We start from the raw sequence: 19,821 nt of genomic DNA on the forward strand, positions 1-19,821 counted from the left end.
GATAGTTGAGCGCATTGTTATGCGCTTGTCCCCGGTGCTGGTATGGCACCTATTTTATTGCGTTGAATACAAATGCGAGCAGCTATGTATGCTGCGATAGATACTGTGGCGCAGATGGGGAGAACAGGGACTACATAGCTTAACGCAGGAATGAGGCCCAGGTTCATACTATGCATGATATAAGGAACTAGGCCGATGTTACTGCTTGCGATTACACCAAGAATTGCGCTTATGACGTATAGGACAAGAGTTAGGAAGTGTAATTTTCCGCTTTTTTCTTTGCTCCCAAGCGCCAGCAGGCCGTAGGCCAATGAAATTATTAGTAGGCCTGTTAGCGATGCTGTTGCAGTTAGACTGTTAGGATAGTTATTAATTCCTGTAATTAAAGAAAGCACTCCTAGTATTGCGCTTATGGCTGCAAGGCTGAACATAATTGCTATGTTGGCGGTACGCATGACTTTTCCTTGTGCATAACGTTTGGTTAAGGGGCCGGCTTTAGCCGGTCCCGAGTGAGCGAAGCGAGCGACTTGAACCAGTAGTTAGAAGCTGACGCCTCGCACAATTTTCCTGATTTTATGTTCGCGTATTGAAAATAATAGTGCAGCTAGAAATCCTGGAAGGGCAAATAGAAAACCGGACCAGAACCATGCAGCTAAGGCACCGATGATACAGGTGAAATAAATGATACGTGCTTCGCGAAGACTGATGAGTTCGGAGATATCCTGCTTTTCTGTTGAAAGGCACTTGACTACAAAATAGCTGGCAGGAATGCAGAGAAGTGCAATGAATAAAGAGTTTTCAATGCTTCTCGATGTGACGCCTGATAAAATCCAAATATCTAATGGCATGACTAAGAATAGCAAGCTGTAACCAACGAATTTGGGGCGAGCGATCATGGGATTCTCGGATTCCATGCGACGGCTTCTAACGTTTGGTTAAGGGGCCGGCTTTAGCCGGTCCCGAGTGAGCGAAGCGAGCGGCTTGAACCACTAGTTAGGTTCTGGCTTCGAGTTCAAAGCGATAGCCCTCAAAAAAACGGAAGCTCTTGGCGCCAACTTTATTTAGGTCAACCACAAGATCACCTGCAAGATTTTTAGGCTCCTTGCTATCGTTGGTCCAAGCGTCTATGCAGTCAAGTTTATGGCCGCCGCGCAATATAGTATGAAATGCTTCTACTACTTGAAGCGTTGCATCTATATCTTCTTGGTCTTCCTCCCACCAGTCCACGGGCTCTGAGAAACCAAGATCTGTAGCATTTTGATCAAGATGTCTGAATGCACAACTGCAACCGTCTTTTGAACCAAGGAACCATTTATTTGGGTAACGCAGGAGGGCCGCTTCTGGTATAGCGCTTACGTTCCTTGAGAACTGCACTAGGGGCGTACTGAGTGCTGTTAGGTCAGCTTCGGATGTTGTACTTACTATGGCCATGTAGCACATGATGGAACCTAACGATTAAGCTAACGGGCAGGCAAAAGCGTAGCTTTTGGCTGTCCAGCGAACGAAGTGAGCGGCAGTTGAGCGCATTGTTAGCTGTGACTTTTAACTGCGTCGCGAACATTGGAAAGCTCTGTGGCAAGATGGGCTGGCATGATGTATATAGCCAGAAAACCCCCTCTCTCTATTATTAGGGGGCGAATGTTACCTTGGAGTTGATTTGCTTTGTTTTTTATGTAGGTAATGAATTCTTCGGGGGTTAGGTCGTGACTTTGTAATGGATTTAATTCTATAGTCTCTGTAGTGCTTTCTTCTTTAACTAAGATGGTCAGCTTTCCGCTGTTGTGCCATGTCTCTTCGACTTCCGAAAACTTAATTTCTCCGAGGCTTATTTCGCTAAGCTTAAGCAGGTTTTCTTTGTAAAATCCCACCTCTTGATATTCATTGCAGTCGTCCCAGATTGCTATTCCTAATGCATCAAGTGTGGAGATTTCATAAATGAAATCTAATATATCCCAAAATTCGCAGAGTTTAATGTTTTCCAAGAATGGATCAATTTGCTCGATCAATTGTTGGTGGTTGTATTCTTTTTTCTGGAGGCCATTCCTTTCTATTGCGTCCAGGATCTCGTGACATGCCTGTTTTAAGTCCATTTTTAGCGTCTCCAATGTATGTGGCGGTGATTGAAGCTAACGTTTGGTTAAGGGGCCGGCTTTAGCCGGTCCCAGCGAGCGGAGCGAGTGATTTGAACCAATTGTTAGAGATTTGCACGATGCGTGGCAAGAAAATAGCCGGCAGGAGCGCTTAGCGCGAAGAGCACGGAATATTTTGCCATTTGCGTTAAAGAAGATACTGCGAACACCAGCATGGAGTCAGTGTCGATTAGTTTGGAAGATTGCATTGCGAATACACCTGCTCCAAGTATTGCTGCATATGCTGCTCCTACGATTGCAGCATGCTGCACTGGTTTGTTTTTGCATGAATAACCTACATACAGTCCAGGCACGGCCCATGCCAGCATGGATGTGGCTTGTATAAGAAGGCTGAAAAGAGGTGATAGGAAATATGGGATGTATAAGGCCGCATCGGTAGCAATTGCTTTTTGGCCGTGTAGTAAGGCTTGTGAAATGACGCTTGCTAGAACTGCTATGAATAGCCCTATGACGAGAGCGCGTTTGTTCATGACTATCTCTAACGATTAAGCTAACGGGCGGCCAAAAGCGTAGCTTTTGGACGTCCAGCGAACGAAGTGAGCGAAAGTTGAGCGCATTGTTAGGCCGGCTCCGCGCGTGACCTGCTTCGGATGCTTAAAAATGAAGAGGCTACCGAGGCTAGAAAGATAAAAGGGAATATATAAGCAGCTGCCACAAGATAAAAATAGAAGATTTGTGGGTGGCTAAATGCGTATAGAGACCCTTCCCAGGAACTTTCTATCTCTTTTTTGGGAATGCTTGATATTAAGTTCTCAAACTCTTCTTCTGTAGCGGCATTCTCTAACTGTTCTTCTGAAACAGCGGAAAGATCCATAACGACTTCGCCTTCCTCTGGCGCCGCAGACTGCATTGTTAAGCCTGGCGCAGCTAGAGAGAGCAAAAGGCTGATTATGGTGCATCTTAAAAGGTCAAGAGCTTTCAACGGTTCTTCCTTGTGGCCTAACGTTTGGTTAAGGGGCGGGCTTTAGCCCGTCCCAGTGAGCGAAGCGAACGGTTTGAACCACTAGTTAGGCTAGCTGCAGAGTTTATTTTTGACCACTAAGTTTTAGCTCTTCCGGATACATTGCTGCGAGCCAAATAGTGCGCCCATTACTATCAGAGCACTCAACCTCAAATGCCGGCTCTGGATTTGAGTACACCTCAATAATTGTTCCAACGTCCCCGATGCAAGGGTTGCGTTCGTAATCTGCACTCGACTTTGAAAAGCGCTCGTCTCGAAGTGCAATAACTTGGACAACATCGTATTGCTTCATTTCGGGGCCTAACGTTTGGCTAAGGGGCGGCCGGAAGCGCAGCTTACGGACGTCCCGAGTGAGCGAAGCGAACGACTTGAGCCAATTGTTAGACAGCCCAGCCGTACGTCGGAAATGATGCCAGCGCCGAGCATGACCGGCGGAGCGCACGGCGTGTCGGTTTTGGCCCGGAAGGTTATTTGTGATGTGTGCATTGTGTGAGAGCAACTCCTTTGCTGAGCACAAATAACGGCCTCTACAGTCAGGCGACCATTCGATTCAGGAACACCGCGTCGATGCGGTGATTGTGTTTCCTGGCTCGGTGCTGAATAACCAATTTTGCCCTTGCGACTAACGTTTGGCTAAGGGGCGGCCGGAAGCGCAGCTTACGGACGTCCCGAGTGAGCGAAGCGAACGACTTGAGCCAATTGTTAGACAGCCCAGCCGGACGCCGGAAATGATGCCAGCGCCGAGCATCACCGAGGGAGCGCACGGCGTGTCGGTTTTGGCCCGGAAGGTTATTTGTGACGTGCACATTCTCTGAAAGCAACTCCTTTGCAGGCCACAAATAACGGCCTCTACTACCAGGCGACCATTCGATTCAGGAATACCGCGTTGATGCGGTGATTGTGTTTCCTGACTCGGTGCCGAAACCAACATTTTGGCCTTGCGCCTAACGTTTGGCTAAGGGGCGGCCAATAGCGCAGCTATTGGACGTCCCGAGTGAGCGAAGCGAACGACTTGAGCCAATTGTTAGGCAGAGGACATCGAGTCGGACGCAGGACATGCTGCCACAGCCGGGCATGATTGATGAAGTGCAGGGCGTGTCGGCTTTGGCCCCGGAGGTTATTTGTGATGTGCGCATTTCTTGAAAGCAACTCCCTTGCTGAGCACAAATAACGGCATTTACTGCCAGGCGACCATTCGATTCAGGAGCGCCGCGGTGCGGCAGCTTTGTTTTATTGCACGGTCATCGACCATGACTTTTGCTCTTACGCCTAACGTTTGGTTAAGGGGCCGGCTTTAGCCGGTCCCGAGTGAGTGAAGCGAACGACTTGAACCATTTGTTAGGGCCGCTCTCTGTTTGCGATATGGGAAAGAAGGCAAATTGCTGAAAATGCCAAGAGGGCAATTGAAGCGTCCCGGAAGAAATATTTTTCCCTTGATAAAGCTTTAGCATCGCACTCACTTAAATTCTCGCATTTTGGGGTGCATATTTGTTTGCCATTGGCGTGGCATGAGATCATGAATCCATCACTATGCTGGATGGTAATTTCTTTGTTGATATATGGCTGAAATGCTTTTTTAGTGGTTTCAGTGTATTTATTTAGTGCCGTGAACTTTAAGAGTTGTGAGGTGCCGCTCTTCGTGCCTAAGACAAAAAAGCCATATCGGTGGCCGCGATCAATGTGCTTGATCGTGATAGTAGCTTCGGTTGCTTCGTTTGTGGCATGTGATGCGTGAAGTTCATGAGTGTTTAGATAGCATGCCCAGGCCACTGCCGATAGGATAAGAGAGGCAAGAGCAGCCCAAATAAATTCGTTAAGGGATCTTGCCTTTTGAAGATACCCTAATATGTGTCCTGCCAAGTTTTTACCCTAACGTTGTGCTAACAGGCGAGTAAAAGCGCAGCTTTTACGAGTCCAGTGAGCGGAGCGAACGGTGTTGAGCACATTGTTATGCGGCATTAACAATGTTCTCGATGGCTTGTTTTGCTTTCTTTAGGCTTACGCTGTGAATTTCTCGATAAACTTTAATTGCAAGGGCTTTGTTGCCCGTGTTGATTAGACTTTTGACGTGTTGCATTGTTGCTTGGCCGGGTTCTGGATATAGACCTCTCAGGCGCAAGCGGCGGATTCGCATGGCGTTGTATGCGATTACTACCGCTGCAATGGATAACCCGATGACGGCGTAGATAAGGATGGTCATGGCTGCGTTCCTTGCTGCATAACGTTTGGTTAAGGGGCCGGCTTTAGCCGGTCCCAGTGAGCGAAGCGAACGATTTGAACCACTAGTTAGGCATCATGGCTAACTGATTGTAAGAACCTAGCTTGAAAACTTGTTTCCAGCATTCGATCTACTGCGCTCAGAGATTCTATTGCTTTTTGAGGATCAAATGTGCGCCCTTGTAGGATGGCGTCAGCTTGATTATGGAGAGCATATGCCAGATGGGCTGCAGCTTTTACCGCCGGATCAGAAGTGTCGTCGCTACCTAAATGATGGGCGAGCAATTGCCGGATTTCGTAAACGGCGAAAGCCAACAATTGGTTTTGCGTAACGTCCATGCAAATGTATCTCCATGGTGCCTAACGTTTGGCTAAGGGGCCGGCTATGCCGGTCCCGAGTGAGCGAAGCGAGCGACTTGAGCCAATTGTTAGACAGCCCAGCCGAACGCCGGAAATCATGCCAGCGCCGAGCATGACCGGCGGAGCGCACGGCGTGTCGGTTTTGGCCTCGGAAGTTATTTGTGATGTGCACATTCTCTGAAAGCAACTCCTTTGCTGGCCACAAATAACGGCCTCTACTGCCAGGCGACCATTCGATTCAGGAACACCGCGACGATGCGATAATTGTGTTTCCTGGCTCGGTGCTGAATAACCAATTTTGCCCTTGCGCCTAACGTTTGGTTAAGGGGCCGGCTTTAGCCGGTCCCGAGTGAGCGGAGCGAACGACTTGAACCACTAGTTAGCGGTTTCATTTATTTTCGGTGGCACGTTGCTTTACTTGGGCGTGAAGCAGTAGCGGAACTTTTGTAAATATATATAAGCCAAGGTTTCCCATGAGAAATAGAATAAAGCTTGCAAGTGATAGCCATAGCTCGCTTTTTAAACTGAGGTGGTAGAGTGCTCTAGCCACACGGCCATGCTGTATTGGTGGAAAGCCTGCTGCCCATACATTTGTTATTAGCCAATAAAAGAATAAAAGAAGTGCTCCGCCGAATATAAGGCATCCATACCATTCAAATATCTGTGCTGTTGCAAGATCTTCTTTATTCTGCAGGGAATAAATAACGGTTGCTAACAGGCAGAAAATAATTGAAAGGCTTAGTGATGCGGCTGTGGCTGTGTTGATTTTTGATGCAACACCTTCGGATGAAGGTGTTAGATTAATTAGAAATGAAAGTTGGCTAATGGGTGGTATATTGCCAATAGCATGGCCAAGAGCTATTGCGATAATCGTCAATATGGTTAGTCTTCGAGCTAGCATTTAACTGCCTGGTGTGTGTTTGAGTTTTACCGCTAACGTTTGGTTAAGGGGCGGGCTTTAGCCCGTCCCAGTGAGCGAAGCGAACGATTTGAACCATTTGTTAGACCTTACACCGCTACTTGGATGAACGGAAAAACAGTTCTGAATTCTGTAAGGAGAGCTTGGTTCATATGTAACGAGTTTATAGCATGCTCTCTAGCTGGGCCGTCAAACACCTCGCGATTACGTAGGTATGCAATGCCAAAAATTGCTTCGTCCTCCTGATTTGTAAAGCTGCGGTCAGGGCTGAAGCCGATTGTTTTGTAGATATGGAAGCGAGGAGCATCAAAGCTAAGCAACTCAGCTATGTAGTCTGGGTATGCTTCAGTTGACTCCATGATTCGAATAGCCCATTGCTGCAATTCATCTGTGCTTATTGAGTTGCTTAGGTAGCAATTCACGACAAAGGCAATGGTTGATGAGTTTTCGCGGGTGAGTCCGTTCATGATCTAGGTCTAACGATTAAGCTAACGGGCGGCCAAAAGCGCAGCTTTTGGACGTCCAGCGAGCGGAGTGAGCGAAAGTTGAGCGTATTGTTAGCTTTGAGGCTCGCTGTCATTGACGCCTGAAAATACCGCAGTTATTTCTCTTACACCGGGGTACTTTGAGCTGAGGTATTTGTATACGGGAAAGCCAAGGGCAGCGTATAGGCACAACCCCAGCAGGCCACATATAGGGCTAGTGAGGAGGGTGACTAGTGCCTCGATAAGATTTCCGTGTATCAGCGCCCAGGTTGCCGAGATGGCACCGATAGTGAAGCCGCCGGTAAGGCCGACCAGCCCTGCAAGATAGACCCAAGTTCCTAGGCTGAGCTGTGCTTCGATTTTCTGGCTCATAAGTTCCTCCTTGAAGCTAACGGACAGGTTAAGGGGCGACCGCGAGCGCAGCTTGCGGGCGTCCCGAGTGAGCGAAGCGAACGACTTTGAACCGTTTGTTAGGCATCGCTCGGTTCCATGGTGGATTGCTTGATTTCAAGATTCTTCTTTTGTTTCTCTGCTCGTTTCTGGCTTCTATGGACAGTGCACTTGATGGTTTTGCCAGAATTTCTTTTAGAATTTGCTCTTTCACTGTCTTTGAATATGTTGGGGTTGTTGCCATATTTGATGAAGATGGCGTCAAATTTTGCTTGCAGAGATTTGTATTGTTCTGAGCTGCGGATGCATTGCTCTTGCTCTGGCGAGCACGGGCGTGGAAATAGGGCTTTCTGGGCTTTTGAGATTTTCCGCATTTCCCATAGATCCTGATCTCGTTCGGATGTGCTCATTTGGATTGCCTAACTATAAGTAGACGACACAAATGGCGTAATTTTTTCCGCCACTTGTGTCGCATAACGTTCCTTGTCGTCCAGCAAGTCCTTGTCTAGCCTGCAGATGGCATCAGGAGATGCGACATGAATCAGGGAGCAATTGCGACATGGATGACAAGCCCAAGCTGCTCGATCAGGTACGCGAGCAAATTCGTCTTCGACACTATTCGATTCGCACCGAAGCTGTCTATCTGGAGTGGGTCAAGCGCTATATCCGCTTCCACAAGTATCGCCATCCGCAGGAGATGGGAGGTCCGGAAGTCGAGGCTTTCCTGAGTGATCTGGCGGTGCGCCGGGATGTTTCGGCCTCCACGCAGAACCAGGCGCTGTCGGCGATTCTCTTCCTTTATAAGCAGGTCCTGCAGATCGAACTGCCATGGATGGACGGCGTCATTAGGGCACGCCGTCCGCAACGCTTGCCGGTGGTGTTGACGCGGGAGGAGGTGGCGAGCGTGCTGGCGCAACTGGATGGCACGTTGTGGTTGATAGCCAGTCTCCTGTATGGCTCCGGTATGCGTTTGATGGAAGTGCTGCGTTTGCGCGTGAAAGATGTGGAGTTTGCTCGCCTGGAAATCCTGATCCGCGATGGCAAGGGGCAGAAGGATCGGGTGACCATGCTGCCGCGCAAGCTGGCTGCGCCACTGGAGCTGCATCTGCAGCGGGTACGAGCCCTGCACGAGCAAGATCTGCGGGAAGGTTATGGTCGGGCCAATCTGCCGCATGCCCTGGCGCGCAAGTATCCCAATGCGGCTGCCGAGTGGGGCTGGCAGTTCGTATTCCCTTCGGTCAACCGTTCAGAGGACCCGCGTTCCGGCGGCATCTTTCGCCATCATTTGCATGAAAAGACCATTCAGCGGGCGGTTCGCAATGCCGTACGCAGGGTTGGCCTGCACAAGCCCGCGACGCCTCATACCCTGCGCCATTCCTTCGCCACGCATCTGCTGGAGAGCGGCCAGGACATCCGGACCGTGCAGGAGTTGCTCGGCCACTCCGATGTGAAGACCACGCAGATCTACACCCATGTGCTCAATCGCGGTGGCTTGGGTGTGCTGAGCCCGCTCGACCGGGCATGAAAAAGCCCCGCATTGGCGGGGCTTTTTCTCAGCGCTGTACGATCAGACCAGTTCGGCCCAGAGGTCGTATTCGTCGGCATCCACGACGCGTACGCGCACCTTGTCGCCCGGTTGCACGCTGGTGGAGTCGATGAACACGCTGCCGTCGATTTCCGGTGCATCGGCCCAGGAGCGGGCGACGGCGCCTTCGTGGTCGACTTCGTCGATCAGCACTTCGATCTCGGTGCCGATCTTGCGCTGCAGGCGGGCGGCGCTGATGGCCTGCTGATGGGCCATGAAGCGGTCCCAGCGATCCTGCTTGACGTCATCCGGTACCGGCTCCAGGCCCAGGTCGTTGGCCGGGGCGCCTTCCACCGGGCTGTACTGGAAGCAGCCGACGCGGTCGAGCTGGGCTTCGGTCAGCCAGTCCAGCAGGTACTGGAAGTCTTCTTCGGTTTCGCCGGGGAAGCCGACGATGAAGGTGGAGCGGATGGTCAGCTCCGGGCACATCTCGCGCCAGGCCTTGATGCGCGCCAGGGTCTTGTCTTCGAAGGCGGGGCGCTTCATGGCCTTGAGCACTTTCGGGCTGGCGTGCTGGAAGGGGATGTCCAGGTAAGGCAGCAGCTTGCCGGCGGCCATCAGCGGGATCACGTCGTCGACGTTGGGGTAGGGGTAGACGTAGTGCAGGCGTACCCACACGCCCATGCTGGAGAGTGCTTCGCACAGCTCCTTCATGCGCGTCTTGACCGGCTGGCCTTCCCAGAAGTCGGTCTTGTACTTGAGGTCGACGCCGTAAGCGCTGGTGTCCTGGCTGATTACCAGCAGCTCTTTGACGCCGGCCTTGACCAGGCGCTGGGCCTCGCTCAGCACGTCGCCGACTGGACGGCTGACCAGCTTGCCGCGCATGGACGGGATGATGCAGAAGGCGCAGCTGTGGTTGCAGCCTTCGGAAATCTTCAGGTAGGCGTAGTGGCGCGGGGTCAGCTTGATGCCCTGCGGCGGCACCAGGTCGACGTAGGGGTTGTGGTCGGCCTTGGGCGGGATCACCTCGTGGACGGCGTTGACCACCTGCTCGTACTGCTGCGGGCCGGTGACGGCCAGCACGCTTGGGTGCACATCGCGGATGGCGTTCTCGGACACGCCCATGCAGCCGGTGACGATCACCTTGCCGTTCTCGGCGATGGCTTCGCCGATGGTGTCCAGCGATTCGGCCTTGGCACTGTCGATGAAGCCGCAGGTGTTGACCACCACGACGTCGGCATCCTGGTAGGTCGGGACGATCTCGTACCCTTCCATGCGCAGCTGAGTGAGGATGCGTTCGGAATCGACGGTGGCCTTTGGGCAACCCAGGCTGACGAAGCCGACTTTCGGTGTGGCGGTGGACATCGGTGGCTAACCTCGAGCGGGCGCTCGTAGGCGCCTCTGATCAAAAAGTGCGCAATTCTAGCGGCAGGTCGCCGGCTTGACCAGCCTGCTCGGATAACTGATCGGCGTGGCGTGCGATTTGCCGGCCGTAGTCCAGGGCCATGAAAAACGGCGCCGATGGGCGCCGTTCTTTGCAGAGATGTCAGTCGCGTCCCGGTAGCATCCGGGTCAGGGTGTTGTCGCGGCTTATATAGTGGTGGAACAGCCCGGCGACGGCATGCAGGCCGATCAGCCAGTAGCCGGCTTCGGCCAGGCGCACGTGCCAGTGCTCCAGTTGCTCGCCGAAGTCATGGTCGGGCGCGACCAGTGCTGGCAGCTCCAGGCCGAAGAAGGGAATGGGTTTGCCAAAGGCGCTGAGGATCAGCCAGCCGAGCAGCGGGGTGCCGATCATCAGGGCGTACAGCGCCAGGTGCATGAGCTTGGCGGGGATGGCCTGCCAGGCGGGAATGGCCGGCACGATTTTCGGGGTGGGTGCGATCAGGCGCGCGATCAGGCGTACCCAGACCAGGGCGAAGATGCTCAGGCCCAGCATGAAATGGGTCTGCTTCATCAATTCGCGCTCGTCAGTCCCCTTCGGGAACAGGCCGCGAAACTCCATGGTGCAGTAGACCACGGCAATCAATACCAGCATCAGCCAGTGCAGCCCGATGGACAGGCTGCCATAGCGGTGTTCGGTGTTTTTCCAGCTCATCACGCTTCCTCTCGTTCCGCATCTTCCGGCGGGCTTGAGTGCAGCTTAGTGGTTCTGGCTTAAGACAGTCTGAAGCGAGATCAATGTTTGCTCACTTCGGTGTGCGTTGAGGAATGCACGGACTCGATTGCCGTGTGGCCGGGAGGAGGGCGCGCTGGTAGGGCCTGGGGTTGCCATCTGCCAGATTGGTTCGCCCAAAACGCAAAAGGCCACTCGATTGAGTGGCCTTTTGCGGAATCTGGTTGCGGGAGCCGGATTTGAACCGACGACCTTCGGGTTATGAGCCCGACGAGCTACCAGACTGCTCCATCCCGCGCCGGCCATTCTACTCAGAGATTGGTGTGTGTCAATCGATTTCTGTTTTTTAATCAATTACATAAATCGTAGGCAAGAAAAAAGGCCACTCGATTGAGTGGCCTTCTTCTGAATCTGGTTGCGGGAGCCGGATTTGAACCGACGACCTTCGGGTTATGAGCCCGACGAGCTACCAGACTGCTCCATCCCGCGGCCGCCATTCTAGCGGCGAACGCGTTGCTGTCAACCATTGATTGAGAAAAAGCTGTTTTTTCTCAGATGCTTAGCGCGAGGCGGGTGGTAGACTTCGGCTTCCAGAGCAGGCCGGACGGGGCTTGGCGTGCGCAAGATCATCCACATCGACTGCGACTGTTTCTACGCCGCCATCGAGATGCGTGACGATCCGCGCCTGGCCGGCAAACCGCTGGCGGTGGGCGGGGCTGCCGACCGGCGCGGGGTGGTCGCCACCTGCAACTATGAGGCGCGGGCCTGGGGTGTGCGCTCGGCCATGCCCATGGGCCAGGCGCTGAAGCTGTGCCCGGACCTGCAGGTGGTGCGCCCGCGCATGGATGCCTACAAGGCAGTGTCGCGGGAAATCCACGCGATCTTCCGCGATTACACTGAGATCATCGAGCCGCTGTCGCTGGACGAAGCCTACCTGGACGTGTCCGCCAGCTCGCATTTCGACGGCAGCGCCACGCGCATCGCCCAGGACATTCGCCGGCGGGTGTCGCAGGAGTTGCACATCACCGTGTCCGCCGGGGTGGCGCCGAACAAGTTCCTGGCCAAGATCGCCAGTGACTGGCGCAAACCCAATGGCCTGTTCGTGATCACCCCCGATCAGGTCGAGGACTTCGTCGCCGCACTGCCGGTGAACAAACTGCACGGAGTGGGCAAGGTCACGGCGGACAAGCTGGGGCGCCTGGGCATCGACACCTGCCTGGACCTGCGCGACTGGAGCAAGCTGGCCCTGGTGCGCGAGTTCGGCAGTTTTGGCGAACGCCTGTGGCACCTGGCGCGGGGCGTCGATGAGCGTGCGGTGCAGGTGGACAGTCGGCGCCAGTCGGTGAGCGTGGAGAACACCTTCGACAAGGATCTACCGGACCTGGCCAGCTGCCTGGAGCAACTCCCCGAGCTGCTGCGCCAGCTCGATTCACGCATGGCGCGGCTGGATGCGAGCTATCGGCCGGACAAGCCGTTCGTCAAGATCAAGTTCCACGACTTCAGCCAGACCACCCTGGAACAGGCCGGTGCGCGCCGTGACCTGGACAGCTACAAGCTGCTGATGAGCGCCGCTTTCGCGCGCGGCAACAAGCCAGTGCGCCTGCTCGGCGTGGGCGTACGGCTGCTGGATTTGCGTGGGCGGCATGAGCAGCTGGAGCTATTCGAGGGGTAGGGCATAAACGGTTTGGGTCTTATCCCGGGCTGTGGCTCCCCTCTCCCACTTGTGGGAGAGGGGCCGGGGGAGAGGGTATATGGCCGGCCCTCTCCCTGGCCCTCTCCCGTAAACGGGAGAGGGGATAATGCGGTGGGGCGGAGACTCCTAATGTTGGCAGGAGGCTTTCGCTTCCCTATCCCATCCATAGGAGTGGGCGGGGGGGTTAGCCTTCTTCCGGCCACAGCCGGATCGGCTTGCCCTCTGCCGGCCACAGGCGCAGCTGGCCAATGCCGGACACGTCCCAGCGTTGCACCTGGCCGAGGGCTTCGAGGAAGCGCTGTTCCTGCTCCATCAGTGCGGGCGCGCACAGCTTGCGGGTGGCGCCGGGCTGCTCGAAGCGCAGCGCGTCGCCATCGCGACGGTAGCTGGCGAACCAGTGGTTGCAGCCGGCGCTGCCATAGGCGCGGCCGTCCTCGCCGAGGGTGATGGTGAGGTGGCTGCGGTCGATCAGCGGGCGCTCGCCGATCCATTCCACGCGGTAGGTCTTGTCGTTTTCCAGCTGGACCGGGTCGCTGGCGCAGCCGCTGAGGGTGGCGGCGAACAGGGCGGGAACCAGGGCATGCTTCATGTGCTTTGTTCCTTGCAGGCAGGGCAGAAGTGCTTGCCGCCGCGGCTGGCCCAGCCCAGTTCGGCCAGGCGTGCCTCGGCTGCCGGTGCCTGGGCCTTGGTGCCGAGGCTGGCGTCGACGGCGAATTCCAGGTCGATGCGCTTGCCGCAGGCATCGCAATCGACCTGCCAAGTATGGATCGCCAGTTCGCGGAATGCCGGGCCGTTGGCCACCGCCATCCACTGGCCGGGCGGGTTGATCAGATGGCGGACTTTTTCCACGGCCAGGCTCATGGACAGCTCGCGGCTGCCCTTGAGGGTCACCAGCAGGGTGTCGCCGGCCTGCACGGCGCCGCCGTTGCCGGTCACCTGGTAGCGGCCCGGCGCCAGGGCGCGGCATTCGGTCAGGGTGTGTTGCGGGTTGAGCAGGGTGTAGCGGAAATCGTGGGTGGTCATGCAGCCTCCTGAGCTGGGCGGGATGCTATCACGCGGCAGATGTCACCCGGTTGACCGGCGTGCCGGCGGCCCAGGCGGCGATGTTGTCGAGGGTGGTGCCGGCGATGGCGGCCAGCGCCTCGTGCGTCAGGAAGGCCTGGTGGGCGGTGACGATGACATTGGGGAAGGTCAGCAGGCGCGCCAGCACATCGTCCTGCAACGGCAGGTCGGAGCGGTCCTCGAAGAACAGCTCGGCTTCTTCTTCGTAGACGTCGATACCGAGGTAGCCGAGCTGGCCGCTTTTCAGCGCGCCGATCAGCGCCGGCGTATCGACCAGCGCGCCGCGGCCGGTGTTGATCAGCATGGCGCCGCGCTTCATCTGCGCCAGGCGGGCGTTGTCGATCAGGTGACGGCTGCCCTCATTCAAGGGGCAGTGCAGGCTGATGATGTCGCTCTCCGCGATCAGGTGGTTGAGGGTGACCTGGTGGCCGCCGAAACTCGCCAGCTCAGGCACCGGATAGGGATCGTAGACCAGCACCCGGCAGCCGAAGCCGGCCATGATGCCGGCAAAGGCCTGGCCGATCTTGCCGGCGCCGACCACGCCGACCGTCTTGCCGTGGAGGTCGAAGCCGGTCAGCCCGTGCAGCGAGAAGTCGCCCTCGCGGGTGCGGTTGAAGGCGCGGTGGATGCGCCGGTTGAGCGCCAGGATCAGCGCCACCGCGTGCTCGGCCACCGCGTGCGGCGAATAGGCCGGCACCCGCACCACGCTCAGCCCCAGGCGTTCGGCGGCCTTGAGGTCGACGTGGTTGTAGCCGGCCGAGCGCAGGGCGATCAGCCGCGTGCCGCCGGCGGCCAGGCGCTCCAGTACCGGCGCGGACAGGTTGTCGTTGATAAAGGCGCAGACCACCTCGCAGCCTTCCGCCAGGGCCGTGGTGTCCGCGGTCAGCAGGCAGTCCTGGAACTGCAGCTGCCAGTCGCCCGGCAGCGCCAGAGCCTGGAAGCTGGCGCGGTCGTAGGGTTTGCTGCTGAACAGGATGATATTCATCGGAACTCCTCAGGCGCTGACCGTGGCTTCTTCGGCGAGCCGGGCAATGGCCGCGTCCAGTTCATCGAGGGCTGCCTGGGCCATCGGGTCGTCCTGCTTGAGCAGGGTTTCACTGCGCTGGCAGGCGGCGCGCAGCTGCGGTACGCCGCAGTAGCGGGTGGCGCCGTGCAGGCGGTGTACGCGCTCGATCAGGGCGCCGCGTTCGCCGGTCTCGCGGGCCTGGCGGATGGCCTGGCGGTCGGCGGGCAGACCGGCCAGCAGCATGTTCAGCATGTCGCTGGCGAGGTCGGCCTTGCCGGCTGCCAGGCGCAGTCCTTCCTCGGCATCCAGTACGCGCAGGCTGGCGCTGCTGATCGCTGCGGCGGGGGCGGGCTGGGCATGGTTGCGCAGGGCCAGGCCGGTCCACTTGAGCACCACCTGGGCCAGCTGCCGTTCGTTGATCGGCTTGGTCAGGTAGTCGTCCATGCCGCCTTGCAGCAGGGCGCGTTTCTCATTGGCCAGGGCATGGGCGGTGAGGGCGACGATCGGCAGCGGGCTGCGCTCGCGCTCCTGTTCCCACAGGCGGATCGCCTCGGTGGCCTGGCGGCCGTCCATGCCGGGCATTTGCACGTCCATGAACACCAGGTCGAAGCTGTGCTGCTGCACGGCCTCGACGGCGGCATAGCCACTGTCCACCGCCACCACCTCGGCACCCATGTCGCTGAGCAGGGTCTGCACCAGCAGCAGGTTGGCCGGGTTGTCGTCGACGCACAGCAGGCGTGGCGCGCGGCTGGTCAGCGGGGCGGGGGCCTCGACCTTGAAGGGGCGCGGGCTGACCAGCTCACCGAGGGCGCGCAGCAGTTTGCGCGTGCAGGCCGGCTTGGCCTGCAGCTGCAGGTGGGTGTCGGGCAGCGCTTCGTGGTACAGCGCCTGTTCGGTGGTGGGGCAGAGCACCAGGGTCTTGCAGCCCAGGCGATCGAGCTCCCACAGGCGCTGGCCGAGCTGCTCCGGCGGCAGCTCCTGCAGGTTGACCCCGAGCACGGCCAGCTCGATCGGCTGGCCGGCGTCGCGCTGGCGTGCCACCTGTTCCAGCAACGGGTCGAGGCTTGTGAATTCCTGCACCTCCAGGCTGCAGTCCTGCAGCTGGTGCTGCAGCGCCTGACGGGCCAGCTCGTGGCTTTCCAGCATCGCCACGCGGCGCCCCTGCAGTGGTGCGCGCGGCAGGTCGTCGCCATCGTCACGGGCCTTGGGCAGGGTCAGGCTGATCCAGAACTCCGAGCCGCTGCCGGGGTTGCTGTCGACGCCGATCTCGCCGCCCATCTGTTCGATCAGGCGTTTGGAAATCACCAGGCCGAGGCCGGTGCCGCCGGCCTGGCGGCTCAGCGAGTTGTCGGCCTGGCTGAAGGCCTGGAATAGCGCGCGCAGGTCCTCGTCGGAAAGGCCGACGCCGGTGTCCTGTACGCTGATGCGCAGCTGCGCGCGGTCGTCGCTTTCGTCCTCGACCATGGCGCGCACGGCGATGGTGCCCTCGCGGGTGAACTTGATGGCATTGCTCACCAGGTTGGTCAGCACCTGCTTGAGGCGCAGTGGGTCGCCCTGCAGGGCCAGCGGGGTGTCGCGGTAGATCAGGCTGACCAGCTCCAGCTGCTTGTCGTGAGCGGCGGGGGCGAGGATGGTCAGGCAGTCCTGGATCAGGTCGCGCAGGTTGAACGGGATGTTCTCCAGCACCAGCTTGCCGGCTTCGATCTTGGAGAAGTCGAGCACCTCGTTGATGATCCCCAGCAGGCTCTCGGCGGACTTTTCGATGGTGCCCAGATAGTCCTGTTGGCGCGGGGTCAGGTCGCTTTTCTGCAGCAGGCCGGTGAAGCCGAGGATGCCATTGAGCGGGGTGCGGATCTCGTGACTCATGTTGGCCAGGAACTCGGACTTGATGCGGCTGGCCTCCAGGGCCTCCTTGCGCGCCAGGTCCAGCTCGATGTTCTGGATCTCGATGGTCTCCAGGTTCTGCCGCACGTCCTCGGTGGCCTGGTCGATGCTGTGCTGCAGCTCCTCCTGGGCGTTCTGCAGCGATTCGGCCATGCGGTTGATGCCGGCGGCCAGCTCGTCCATCTCGGGGTTGCCCAGCGGCGGCAGGCGGGTCTCCAGCTGGCCTTCCTTGAGCTGGTTGACGCCCTGCTGGATGCTGCGCAGCGGATCGTTGATGAAGCGGCTCATGCGCAGGGCGAGCAGGGCGGTGACGCTGAGGCCGGCAACGATCAGCAGCAGGCTGGCGAACAGGCTGCGGTAGCCCTGCAGCAGGGTGCGATGGTGGGAGATCTCCAGCTCCACCCAGCCCAGCAGGCGGTCGGCGCCTTCGCTGCTGCCTTCGGCGGCCAGGCTCTGATGGCGGCCGAACACCGGCATCAGGAAGCGCGTGGCGTCCTGCCCGCTGCGGGTGGTCAGCGGTTCGACGGTGGCCTGCGGTGGCTCGTTGAGCATGCTCGGGCCGGCCTTGGCCAGCGCTGCGCGCTCAGCGGAGAGGAAGCCGACGGCGCGCACATCCTGCTGGTTCAGCGTCTCCTCGGCCAGGCGTTTGAGCTGATGGGCATCCTCGCGGGCCAGGGCCGGGGCGGCCAGCGGCGCCAGGTGCTGCACCATCAGCTCGCCGCGTTCGTGCAGCTGGCTGCGCAGGTCGGCCAGCTGCATCCAGGTGAAGTAGCCGCCGAGCACCAGTGCCAGCAGGCTGGTGGGTAGCAGGGTGAGCAGCAGTACGCGGCTCTTGATCCCGAGGTCCTTGAACACGGCAGTCTCCATCCAGGTGGTAGCCGCAGTTTAGCGATTCGTTCGATGGGAATCTGCTGGCTCTTTTGGCAGAATAATCAGGATCTATTCTCATCGGACACTGATTATCATGAATTCCGGGGCGCGCATCCTCGCCATCGAGGACGATGTCCTGCTGGCCAGTCATCTGCAGCAGCACCTGTCGCAATGCGGCTTCGCGGTGACTCTGCAGCACGACGGTGCGTTGGGGCTGGCGCAGGCCTGTAACGAGGACTTCGACCTGGTGCTGCTGGATGTCCTGCTGCCCGGGCGCAACGGCCTCGAGGCGCTGGCCGAGTTGCGCTGCCGGCGCAGCGTGCCGGTGATCCTGATGTCGGCCCTGGGCGCCGAGCAGGATCGCATCGCCGGCTTCAGCCAGGGCGCCGACGACTATCTGCCCAAGCCCTTCGCCATGGCCGAGCTGGAAGTACGCATCGCCGCCATCCTGCGCCGTGTGGCCTACGAGCGCCGCCGACACGAGCCGGCGGTGGATGGAGGTCTGCGCTTCGATGAGTCGCGCGGCGATGTCTGCCACGAAGGGCAGTGGGCGCAACTGACCCTCACCGAATTTCGCCTGCTGGAGCTGCTCGCAGCGCACTCGGGCGAGGTGCTGAGCAAGGCTTTCCTCTATCAGCAGGTATTGCACCGTCCGTATTCGGCCCACGACCGTGTACTCGACATGCACGTTAGCCATATCCGCCGAAAACTGCAGGCCGTCAGTTACCTGGGCGGGCGCCTGGAGACGGTGTGGGGGCGCGGCTACCTGTTCAGTGGCGAGGAAGCCTGAGTGCTGTCCCGACATTCGCTGTTCTGGCGTCTTGCGCTACTGCAGGTGGGATTCTGCCTGCTGATGGTCTGGCTGGTGTGGTACTGGGGCGGTAGCGTCGAGCGGCTTGGCTACTACCTGCGTGCCGACGACCAGCGTCAGCTGCTGGGCTACGCCGCCGAGGCCGAGCAGGCCTGGCGTGCCGGCGGGCGCGCCGGTGTCGATGATTGGCTGGCGGACATGCGCCGCCGCGAGAGTGGCTGGGTGGCGGTACTCGGGCCGGGGCTGCATTCGCTGTCCAGCCGGACGCTGAGTGCGGCCGAACTGGAGCGTCTGACCTTCGTGCGGCGCATCGACTGGCCGATGAGCAAGCGCAGCATTGGCCTGCCTAGCCTTCTGGTGCCGTTCCCGGGCGCGCCGGAGGCCGGCCGTCTGGCCATCGAGCTGCCCGAGCGCATGCTGCCGCCGGGCTTCACCCTGGCGACCCAGCTGCTGGTGCATGGCCTGGTGCCGGGCGTGCTGGCGCTGCTGCTGTGCCTGCTGATCTACCGCCAGCTGATCGCACCGCTCAAGCACCTGCGTGAGCAGGCCGACGCCCTGCGCGGCGACCATCTGAGCACCCGCGTGGCGCCGCAGGTCAGCCGCCGCGACGACGAGCTGGGCGCGCTGGGCCGTGCCTTCGACCACATGGCCGAGCGCCTGGAACACACGGTGAGCTATCAGCGCCAACTGCTGCGCGACCTGTCACACGAGCTGCGCACGCCACTGTCGCGCCTGCGCGTGGCCGGCGAGTGCGCCAGCGACCTGGAGATGCTGCGCCAGCGCCTGGAGCGCGAAGTGCAGTGCATGCAGCGCCTGGTCGACGACACTCTGGAGCTTGTCTGGCTGGACACCGAGCGGCCTCAGCCGGCGTTGGAGACAATCGATGTGTCGGCTCTGTGGGGCGTGCTCGCCGAGGATGCCTGCTTCGAGAGTGGCTGGGAGGCCGCGCGTTTGAGCTGCGAACTGCCCGCCGAGTGCCGGGTACGCGGCCATCTCAACGGCCTGGCCCAGGCGCTGGAGAACATCCTGCGCAATGCCATCCGCCATTCGCCGGTGGACGGTGTGGTGCGCCTGCGCGGGCAGCGGCAGGGCACGCACTGGCTGCTGCACCTCGAGGACCAGGGCGGCGGTGTGCCCGCGCAGGAGCTGGAGACCATCTTCCGTCCATTCACCCGGCTATGTGCCGCGCGACCAGGCGGCGAGGGCTTCGGCCTGGGGCTGGCCATTGCCCGTGGCGCCCTGCGCATGCAGGGGGGCGAGTTGTGGGCGGAGAACGCGGCGCAAGGCCTGCGCCTGAGCCTGCGGCTGCCAAGTGTATAGATTGTAAATTAGATTTACTGACAAATAGGAATTAATATCATTTGCGCCGATTTCC

At 58.5% G+C, this 19,821-nt stretch carries 24 protein-coding genes and 2 tRNA genes; 4 read left to right on the top strand and 22 right to left on the bottom strand.

Translation table 11 applies throughout. From position 1 onward, the window contains the following. Nucleotides 1–17: 17 nt before the first annotated feature. The 14 genes from ACOAPY_RS06575 to ACOAPY_RS06640 all read right to left on the bottom strand — a co-directional run bounded on the left by ACOAPY_RS06575 (nt 18) and on the right by ACOAPY_RS06640 (nt 7,892). The gene (locus tag ACOAPY_RS06575; RefSeq protein WP_465155757.1) at nt 18–455 is read right to left on the bottom strand and encodes a hypothetical protein; all 438 of its coding nucleotides are present in this window, start codon (nt 453–455) and stop codon (nt 18–20) included. An 84-nt stretch (nt 456–539) separates the two neighbouring features. Further along, on the bottom strand, nt 540–896 hold the full coding sequence (locus ACOAPY_RS06580; protein ID WP_465155759.1) for a hypothetical protein: 357 nt from the start codon (nt 894–896) through the stop codon (nt 540–542). A gap of 97 nt (nt 897–993) precedes the next feature. Further along, complete coding sequence (locus ACOAPY_RS06585) at nt 994–1,440, bottom strand: hypothetical protein (protein WP_465155761.1); 447 nt, start codon at nt 1,438–1,440, stop codon at nt 994–996. An 89-nt stretch (nt 1,441–1,529) separates the two neighbouring features. Continuing rightward, nucleotides 1,530–2,090 carry a hypothetical protein gene (locus ACOAPY_RS06590; RefSeq protein ID WP_465155763.1) on the bottom strand — a complete coding sequence of 187 codons (561 nt, stop codon included), beginning with the start codon at nt 2,088–2,090 and terminating at the stop codon, nt 1,530–1,532. A 104-nt stretch (nt 2,091–2,194) separates the two neighbouring features. After that, nucleotides 2,195–2,620, bottom strand: coding sequence for a hypothetical protein (locus ACOAPY_RS06595; RefSeq protein WP_465155765.1), 426 nt, complete (start codon nt 2,618–2,620; stop codon nt 2,195–2,197). 89 nt (nt 2,621–2,709) lie between these two features. Next, complete coding sequence (locus ACOAPY_RS06600) at nt 2,710–3,072, bottom strand: hypothetical protein (protein WP_465155767.1); 363 nt, start codon at nt 3,070–3,072, stop codon at nt 2,710–2,712. Nucleotides 3,073–3,175: 103 nt separating this feature from the next. After that, a complete protein-coding gene (locus ACOAPY_RS06605) occupies nt 3,176–3,403 on the bottom strand; it encodes a DUF4926 domain-containing protein (protein WP_465155769.1) in 228 nt (75 codons plus the stop codon). Between the two features lie 1,046 nt (nt 3,404–4,449). Beyond that, nucleotides 4,450–4,971: a hypothetical protein gene (locus ACOAPY_RS06610; RefSeq protein WP_465155771.1), complete on the bottom strand. Its 522-nt coding sequence runs from the start codon at nt 4,969–4,971 to the stop codon at nt 4,450–4,452. A gap of 88 nt (nt 4,972–5,059) precedes the next feature. Beyond that, a complete protein-coding gene (locus ACOAPY_RS06615) occupies nt 5,060–5,311 on the bottom strand; it encodes a hypothetical protein (protein ID WP_465155773.1) in 252 nt (83 codons plus the stop codon). Between the two features lie 86 nt (nt 5,312–5,397). Continuing rightward, complete coding sequence (locus tag ACOAPY_RS06620; RefSeq protein WP_465155775.1) at nt 5,398–5,667, bottom strand: hypothetical protein; 270 nt, start codon at nt 5,665–5,667, stop codon at nt 5,398–5,400. 409 nt (nt 5,668–6,076) lie between these two features. Then, nucleotides 6,077–6,565: a hypothetical protein gene (locus ACOAPY_RS06625; protein WP_465155777.1), complete on the bottom strand. Its 489-nt coding sequence runs from the start codon at nt 6,563–6,565 to the stop codon at nt 6,077–6,079. Nucleotides 6,566–6,696: 131 nt separating this feature from the next. Continuing rightward, on the bottom strand, nt 6,697–7,074 hold the full coding sequence (locus ACOAPY_RS06630; RefSeq protein ID WP_465155755.1) for a hypothetical protein: 378 nt from the start codon (nt 7,072–7,074) through the stop codon (nt 6,697–6,699). 90 nt (nt 7,075–7,164) lie between these two features. Beyond that, entirely contained in the window at nt 7,165–7,464 is a 300-nt protein-coding gene (locus ACOAPY_RS06635; RefSeq protein WP_465155779.1) for a hypothetical protein, read from the bottom strand. Nucleotides 7,465–7,562: 98 nt separating this feature from the next. Then, the gene (locus tag ACOAPY_RS06640; RefSeq protein WP_465153261.1) at nt 7,563–7,892 is read right to left on the bottom strand and encodes a hypothetical protein; all 330 of its coding nucleotides are present in this window, start codon (nt 7,890–7,892) and stop codon (nt 7,563–7,565) included. 149 nt (nt 7,893–8,041) lie between these two features. Between ACOAPY_RS06640 and ACOAPY_RS06645 the strand changes: the two genes are divergently transcribed. Beyond that, entirely contained in the window at nt 8,042–9,007 is a 966-nt protein-coding gene (locus ACOAPY_RS06645) for an integron integrase (RefSeq protein WP_142136832.1), read from the top strand. 42 nt (nt 9,008–9,049) lie between these two features. Here ACOAPY_RS06645 and rimO read toward each other — a convergent pair whose 3' ends face one another. The 4 genes from rimO to ACOAPY_RS06665 all read right to left on the bottom strand — a co-directional run bounded on the left by rimO (nt 9,050) and on the right by ACOAPY_RS06665 (nt 11,609). After that, on the bottom strand, nt 9,050–10,372 hold the full coding sequence (gene rimO, locus ACOAPY_RS06650; protein WP_142136833.1) for a 30S ribosomal protein S12 methylthiotransferase RimO: 1,323 nt from the start codon (nt 10,370–10,372) through the stop codon (nt 9,050–9,052). Between the two features lie 181 nt (nt 10,373–10,553). Further along, on the bottom strand, nt 10,554–11,102 hold the full coding sequence (locus ACOAPY_RS06655) for a cytochrome b (RefSeq protein WP_142136834.1): 549 nt from the start codon (nt 11,100–11,102) through the stop codon (nt 10,554–10,556). Nucleotides 11,103–11,341: 239 nt separating this feature from the next. Next, nucleotides 11,342–11,418: transfer RNA gene (locus tag ACOAPY_RS06660), tRNA-Met, on the bottom strand. A 114-nt stretch (nt 11,419–11,532) separates the two neighbouring features. Next, nucleotides 11,533–11,609, bottom strand: a tRNA-Met gene (locus tag ACOAPY_RS06665). A 127-nt stretch (nt 11,610–11,736) separates the two neighbouring features. On the opposite strand from ACOAPY_RS06665, the gene dinB reads away from it, so the two are divergent. Further along, on the top strand, nt 11,737–12,792 hold the full coding sequence (dinB, locus tag ACOAPY_RS06670; RefSeq protein WP_465155781.1) for a DNA polymerase IV: 1,056 nt from the start codon (nt 11,737–11,739) through the stop codon (nt 12,790–12,792). 205 nt (nt 12,793–12,997) lie between these two features. On the opposite strand, the gene ACOAPY_RS06675 is transcribed toward dinB, so the two are convergent. From ACOAPY_RS06675 to ACOAPY_RS06690, 4 genes are read right to left on the bottom strand one after another with little or no spacing between them, the layout of a single operon-like run. Next, nucleotides 12,998–13,402, bottom strand: coding sequence for an META domain-containing protein (locus ACOAPY_RS06675; protein ID WP_021700715.1), 405 nt, complete (start codon nt 13,400–13,402; stop codon nt 12,998–13,000). Beyond that, on the bottom strand, nt 13,399–13,836 hold the full coding sequence (locus ACOAPY_RS06680) for a hypothetical protein (protein ID WP_374561004.1): 438 nt from the start codon (nt 13,834–13,836) through the stop codon (nt 13,399–13,401). Before ACOAPY_RS06680 ends, ACOAPY_RS06675 begins: the two co-directional genes overlap by 4 nt. A 28-nt stretch (nt 13,837–13,864) precedes the next feature. Continuing rightward, nucleotides 13,865–14,860 (bottom strand): 2-hydroxyacid dehydrogenase, encoded by a 996-nt coding sequence (locus ACOAPY_RS06685; RefSeq protein WP_465155783.1) that lies wholly within the window; start codon nt 14,858–14,860, stop codon nt 13,865–13,867. Between the two features lie 9 nt (nt 14,861–14,869). Then, entirely contained in the window at nt 14,870–17,620 is a 2,751-nt protein-coding gene (locus ACOAPY_RS06690) for a response regulator (protein WP_465155785.1), read from the bottom strand. Between the two features lie 109 nt (nt 17,621–17,729). On the opposite strand from ACOAPY_RS06690, the gene ACOAPY_RS06695 reads away from it, so the two are divergent. Together ACOAPY_RS06695 and ACOAPY_RS06700 are read left to right on the top strand one after the other, a co-directional pair. Further along, nucleotides 17,730–18,425, top strand: a complete 696-nt coding sequence (locus ACOAPY_RS06695; RefSeq protein WP_465155787.1) for a response regulator transcription factor — start codon at nt 17,730–17,732, stop codon at nt 18,423–18,425. After that, nucleotides 18,426–19,766: a HAMP domain-containing sensor histidine kinase gene (locus ACOAPY_RS06700; RefSeq protein ID WP_465155789.1), complete on the top strand. Its 1,341-nt coding sequence runs from the start codon at nt 18,426–18,428 to the stop codon at nt 19,764–19,766. Nucleotides 19,767–19,821: the final 55 nt, after the last annotated feature.

Origin of the sequence: Pseudomonas stagnisoli, assembly GCF_048595745.1 — a bacterium.
Classification (GTDB): Bacteria; Pseudomonadota; Gammaproteobacteria; order Pseudomonadales; family Pseudomonadaceae; genus Aquipseudomonas; species Aquipseudomonas alcaligenes_A.

Excerpts from the sequence above, each read along its gene's own strand:
- ACOAPY_RS06615 (WP_465155773.1), bottom strand. The coding sequence starts at position 5,311 with ATGACCATCCTTATCTACGCCGTCATCGGGTTATCCATTGCAGCGGTA.
- ACOAPY_RS06595 (WP_465155765.1), bottom strand. The coding sequence starts at position 2,620 with ATGAACAAACGCGCTCTCGTCATAGGGCTATTCATAGCAGTTCTAGCA.
- ACOAPY_RS06680 (WP_374561004.1), bottom strand. The coding sequence starts at position 13,836 with ATGACCACCCACGATTTCCGCTACACCCTGCTCAACCCGCAACACACC.
- ACOAPY_RS06635 (WP_465155779.1), bottom strand. The coding sequence starts at position 7,464 with ATGAGCCAGAAAATCGAAGCACAGCTCAGCCTAGGAACTTGGGTCTAT.
- ACOAPY_RS06640 (WP_465153261.1), bottom strand. The coding sequence starts at position 7,892 with ATGAGCACATCCGAACGAGATCAGGATCTATGGGAAATGCGGAAAATC.
- ACOAPY_RS06605 (WP_465155769.1), bottom strand. The coding sequence starts at position 3,403 with ATGAAGCAATACGATGTTGTCCAAGTTATTGCACTTCGAGACGAGCGC.
- ACOAPY_RS06585 (WP_465155761.1), bottom strand. The coding sequence starts at position 1,440 with ATGTGCTACATGGCCATAGTAAGTACAACATCCGAAGCTGACCTAACA.
- ACOAPY_RS06695 (WP_465155787.1), top strand. The coding sequence starts at position 17,730 with ATGAATTCCGGGGCGCGCATCCTCGCCATCGAGGACGATGTCCTGCTG.
- ACOAPY_RS06620 (WP_465155775.1), bottom strand. The coding sequence starts at position 5,667 with ATGGACGTTACGCAAAACCAATTGTTGGCTTTCGCCGTTTACGAAATC.
- ACOAPY_RS06630 (WP_465155755.1), bottom strand. The coding sequence starts at position 7,074 with ATGAACGGACTCACCCGCGAAAACTCATCAACCATTGCCTTTGTCGTG.
- ACOAPY_RS06655 (WP_142136834.1), bottom strand. The coding sequence starts at position 11,102 with ATGAGCTGGAAAAACACCGAACACCGCTATGGCAGCCTGTCCATCGGG.
- ACOAPY_RS06580 (WP_465155759.1), bottom strand. The coding sequence starts at position 896 with ATGATCGCTCGCCCCAAATTCGTTGGTTACAGCTTGCTATTCTTAGTC.
- rimO (WP_142136833.1), bottom strand. The coding sequence starts at position 10,372 with ATGTCCACCGCCACACCGAAAGTCGGCTTCGTCAGCCTGGGTTGCCCA.
- ACOAPY_RS06590 (WP_465155763.1), bottom strand. The coding sequence starts at position 2,090 with ATGGACTTAAAACAGGCATGTCACGAGATCCTGGACGCAATAGAAAGG.
- ACOAPY_RS06675 (WP_021700715.1), bottom strand. The coding sequence starts at position 13,402 with ATGAAGCATGCCCTGGTTCCCGCCCTGTTCGCCGCCACCCTCAGCGGC.
- ACOAPY_RS06575 (WP_465155757.1), bottom strand. The coding sequence starts at position 455 with ATGCGTACCGCCAACATAGCAATTATGTTCAGCCTTGCAGCCATAAGC.
- ACOAPY_RS06645 (WP_142136832.1), top strand. The coding sequence starts at position 8,042 with ATGGATGACAAGCCCAAGCTGCTCGATCAGGTACGCGAGCAAATTCGT.
- ACOAPY_RS06685 (WP_465155783.1), bottom strand. The coding sequence starts at position 14,860 with ATGAATATCATCCTGTTCAGCAGCAAACCCTACGACCGCGCCAGCTTC.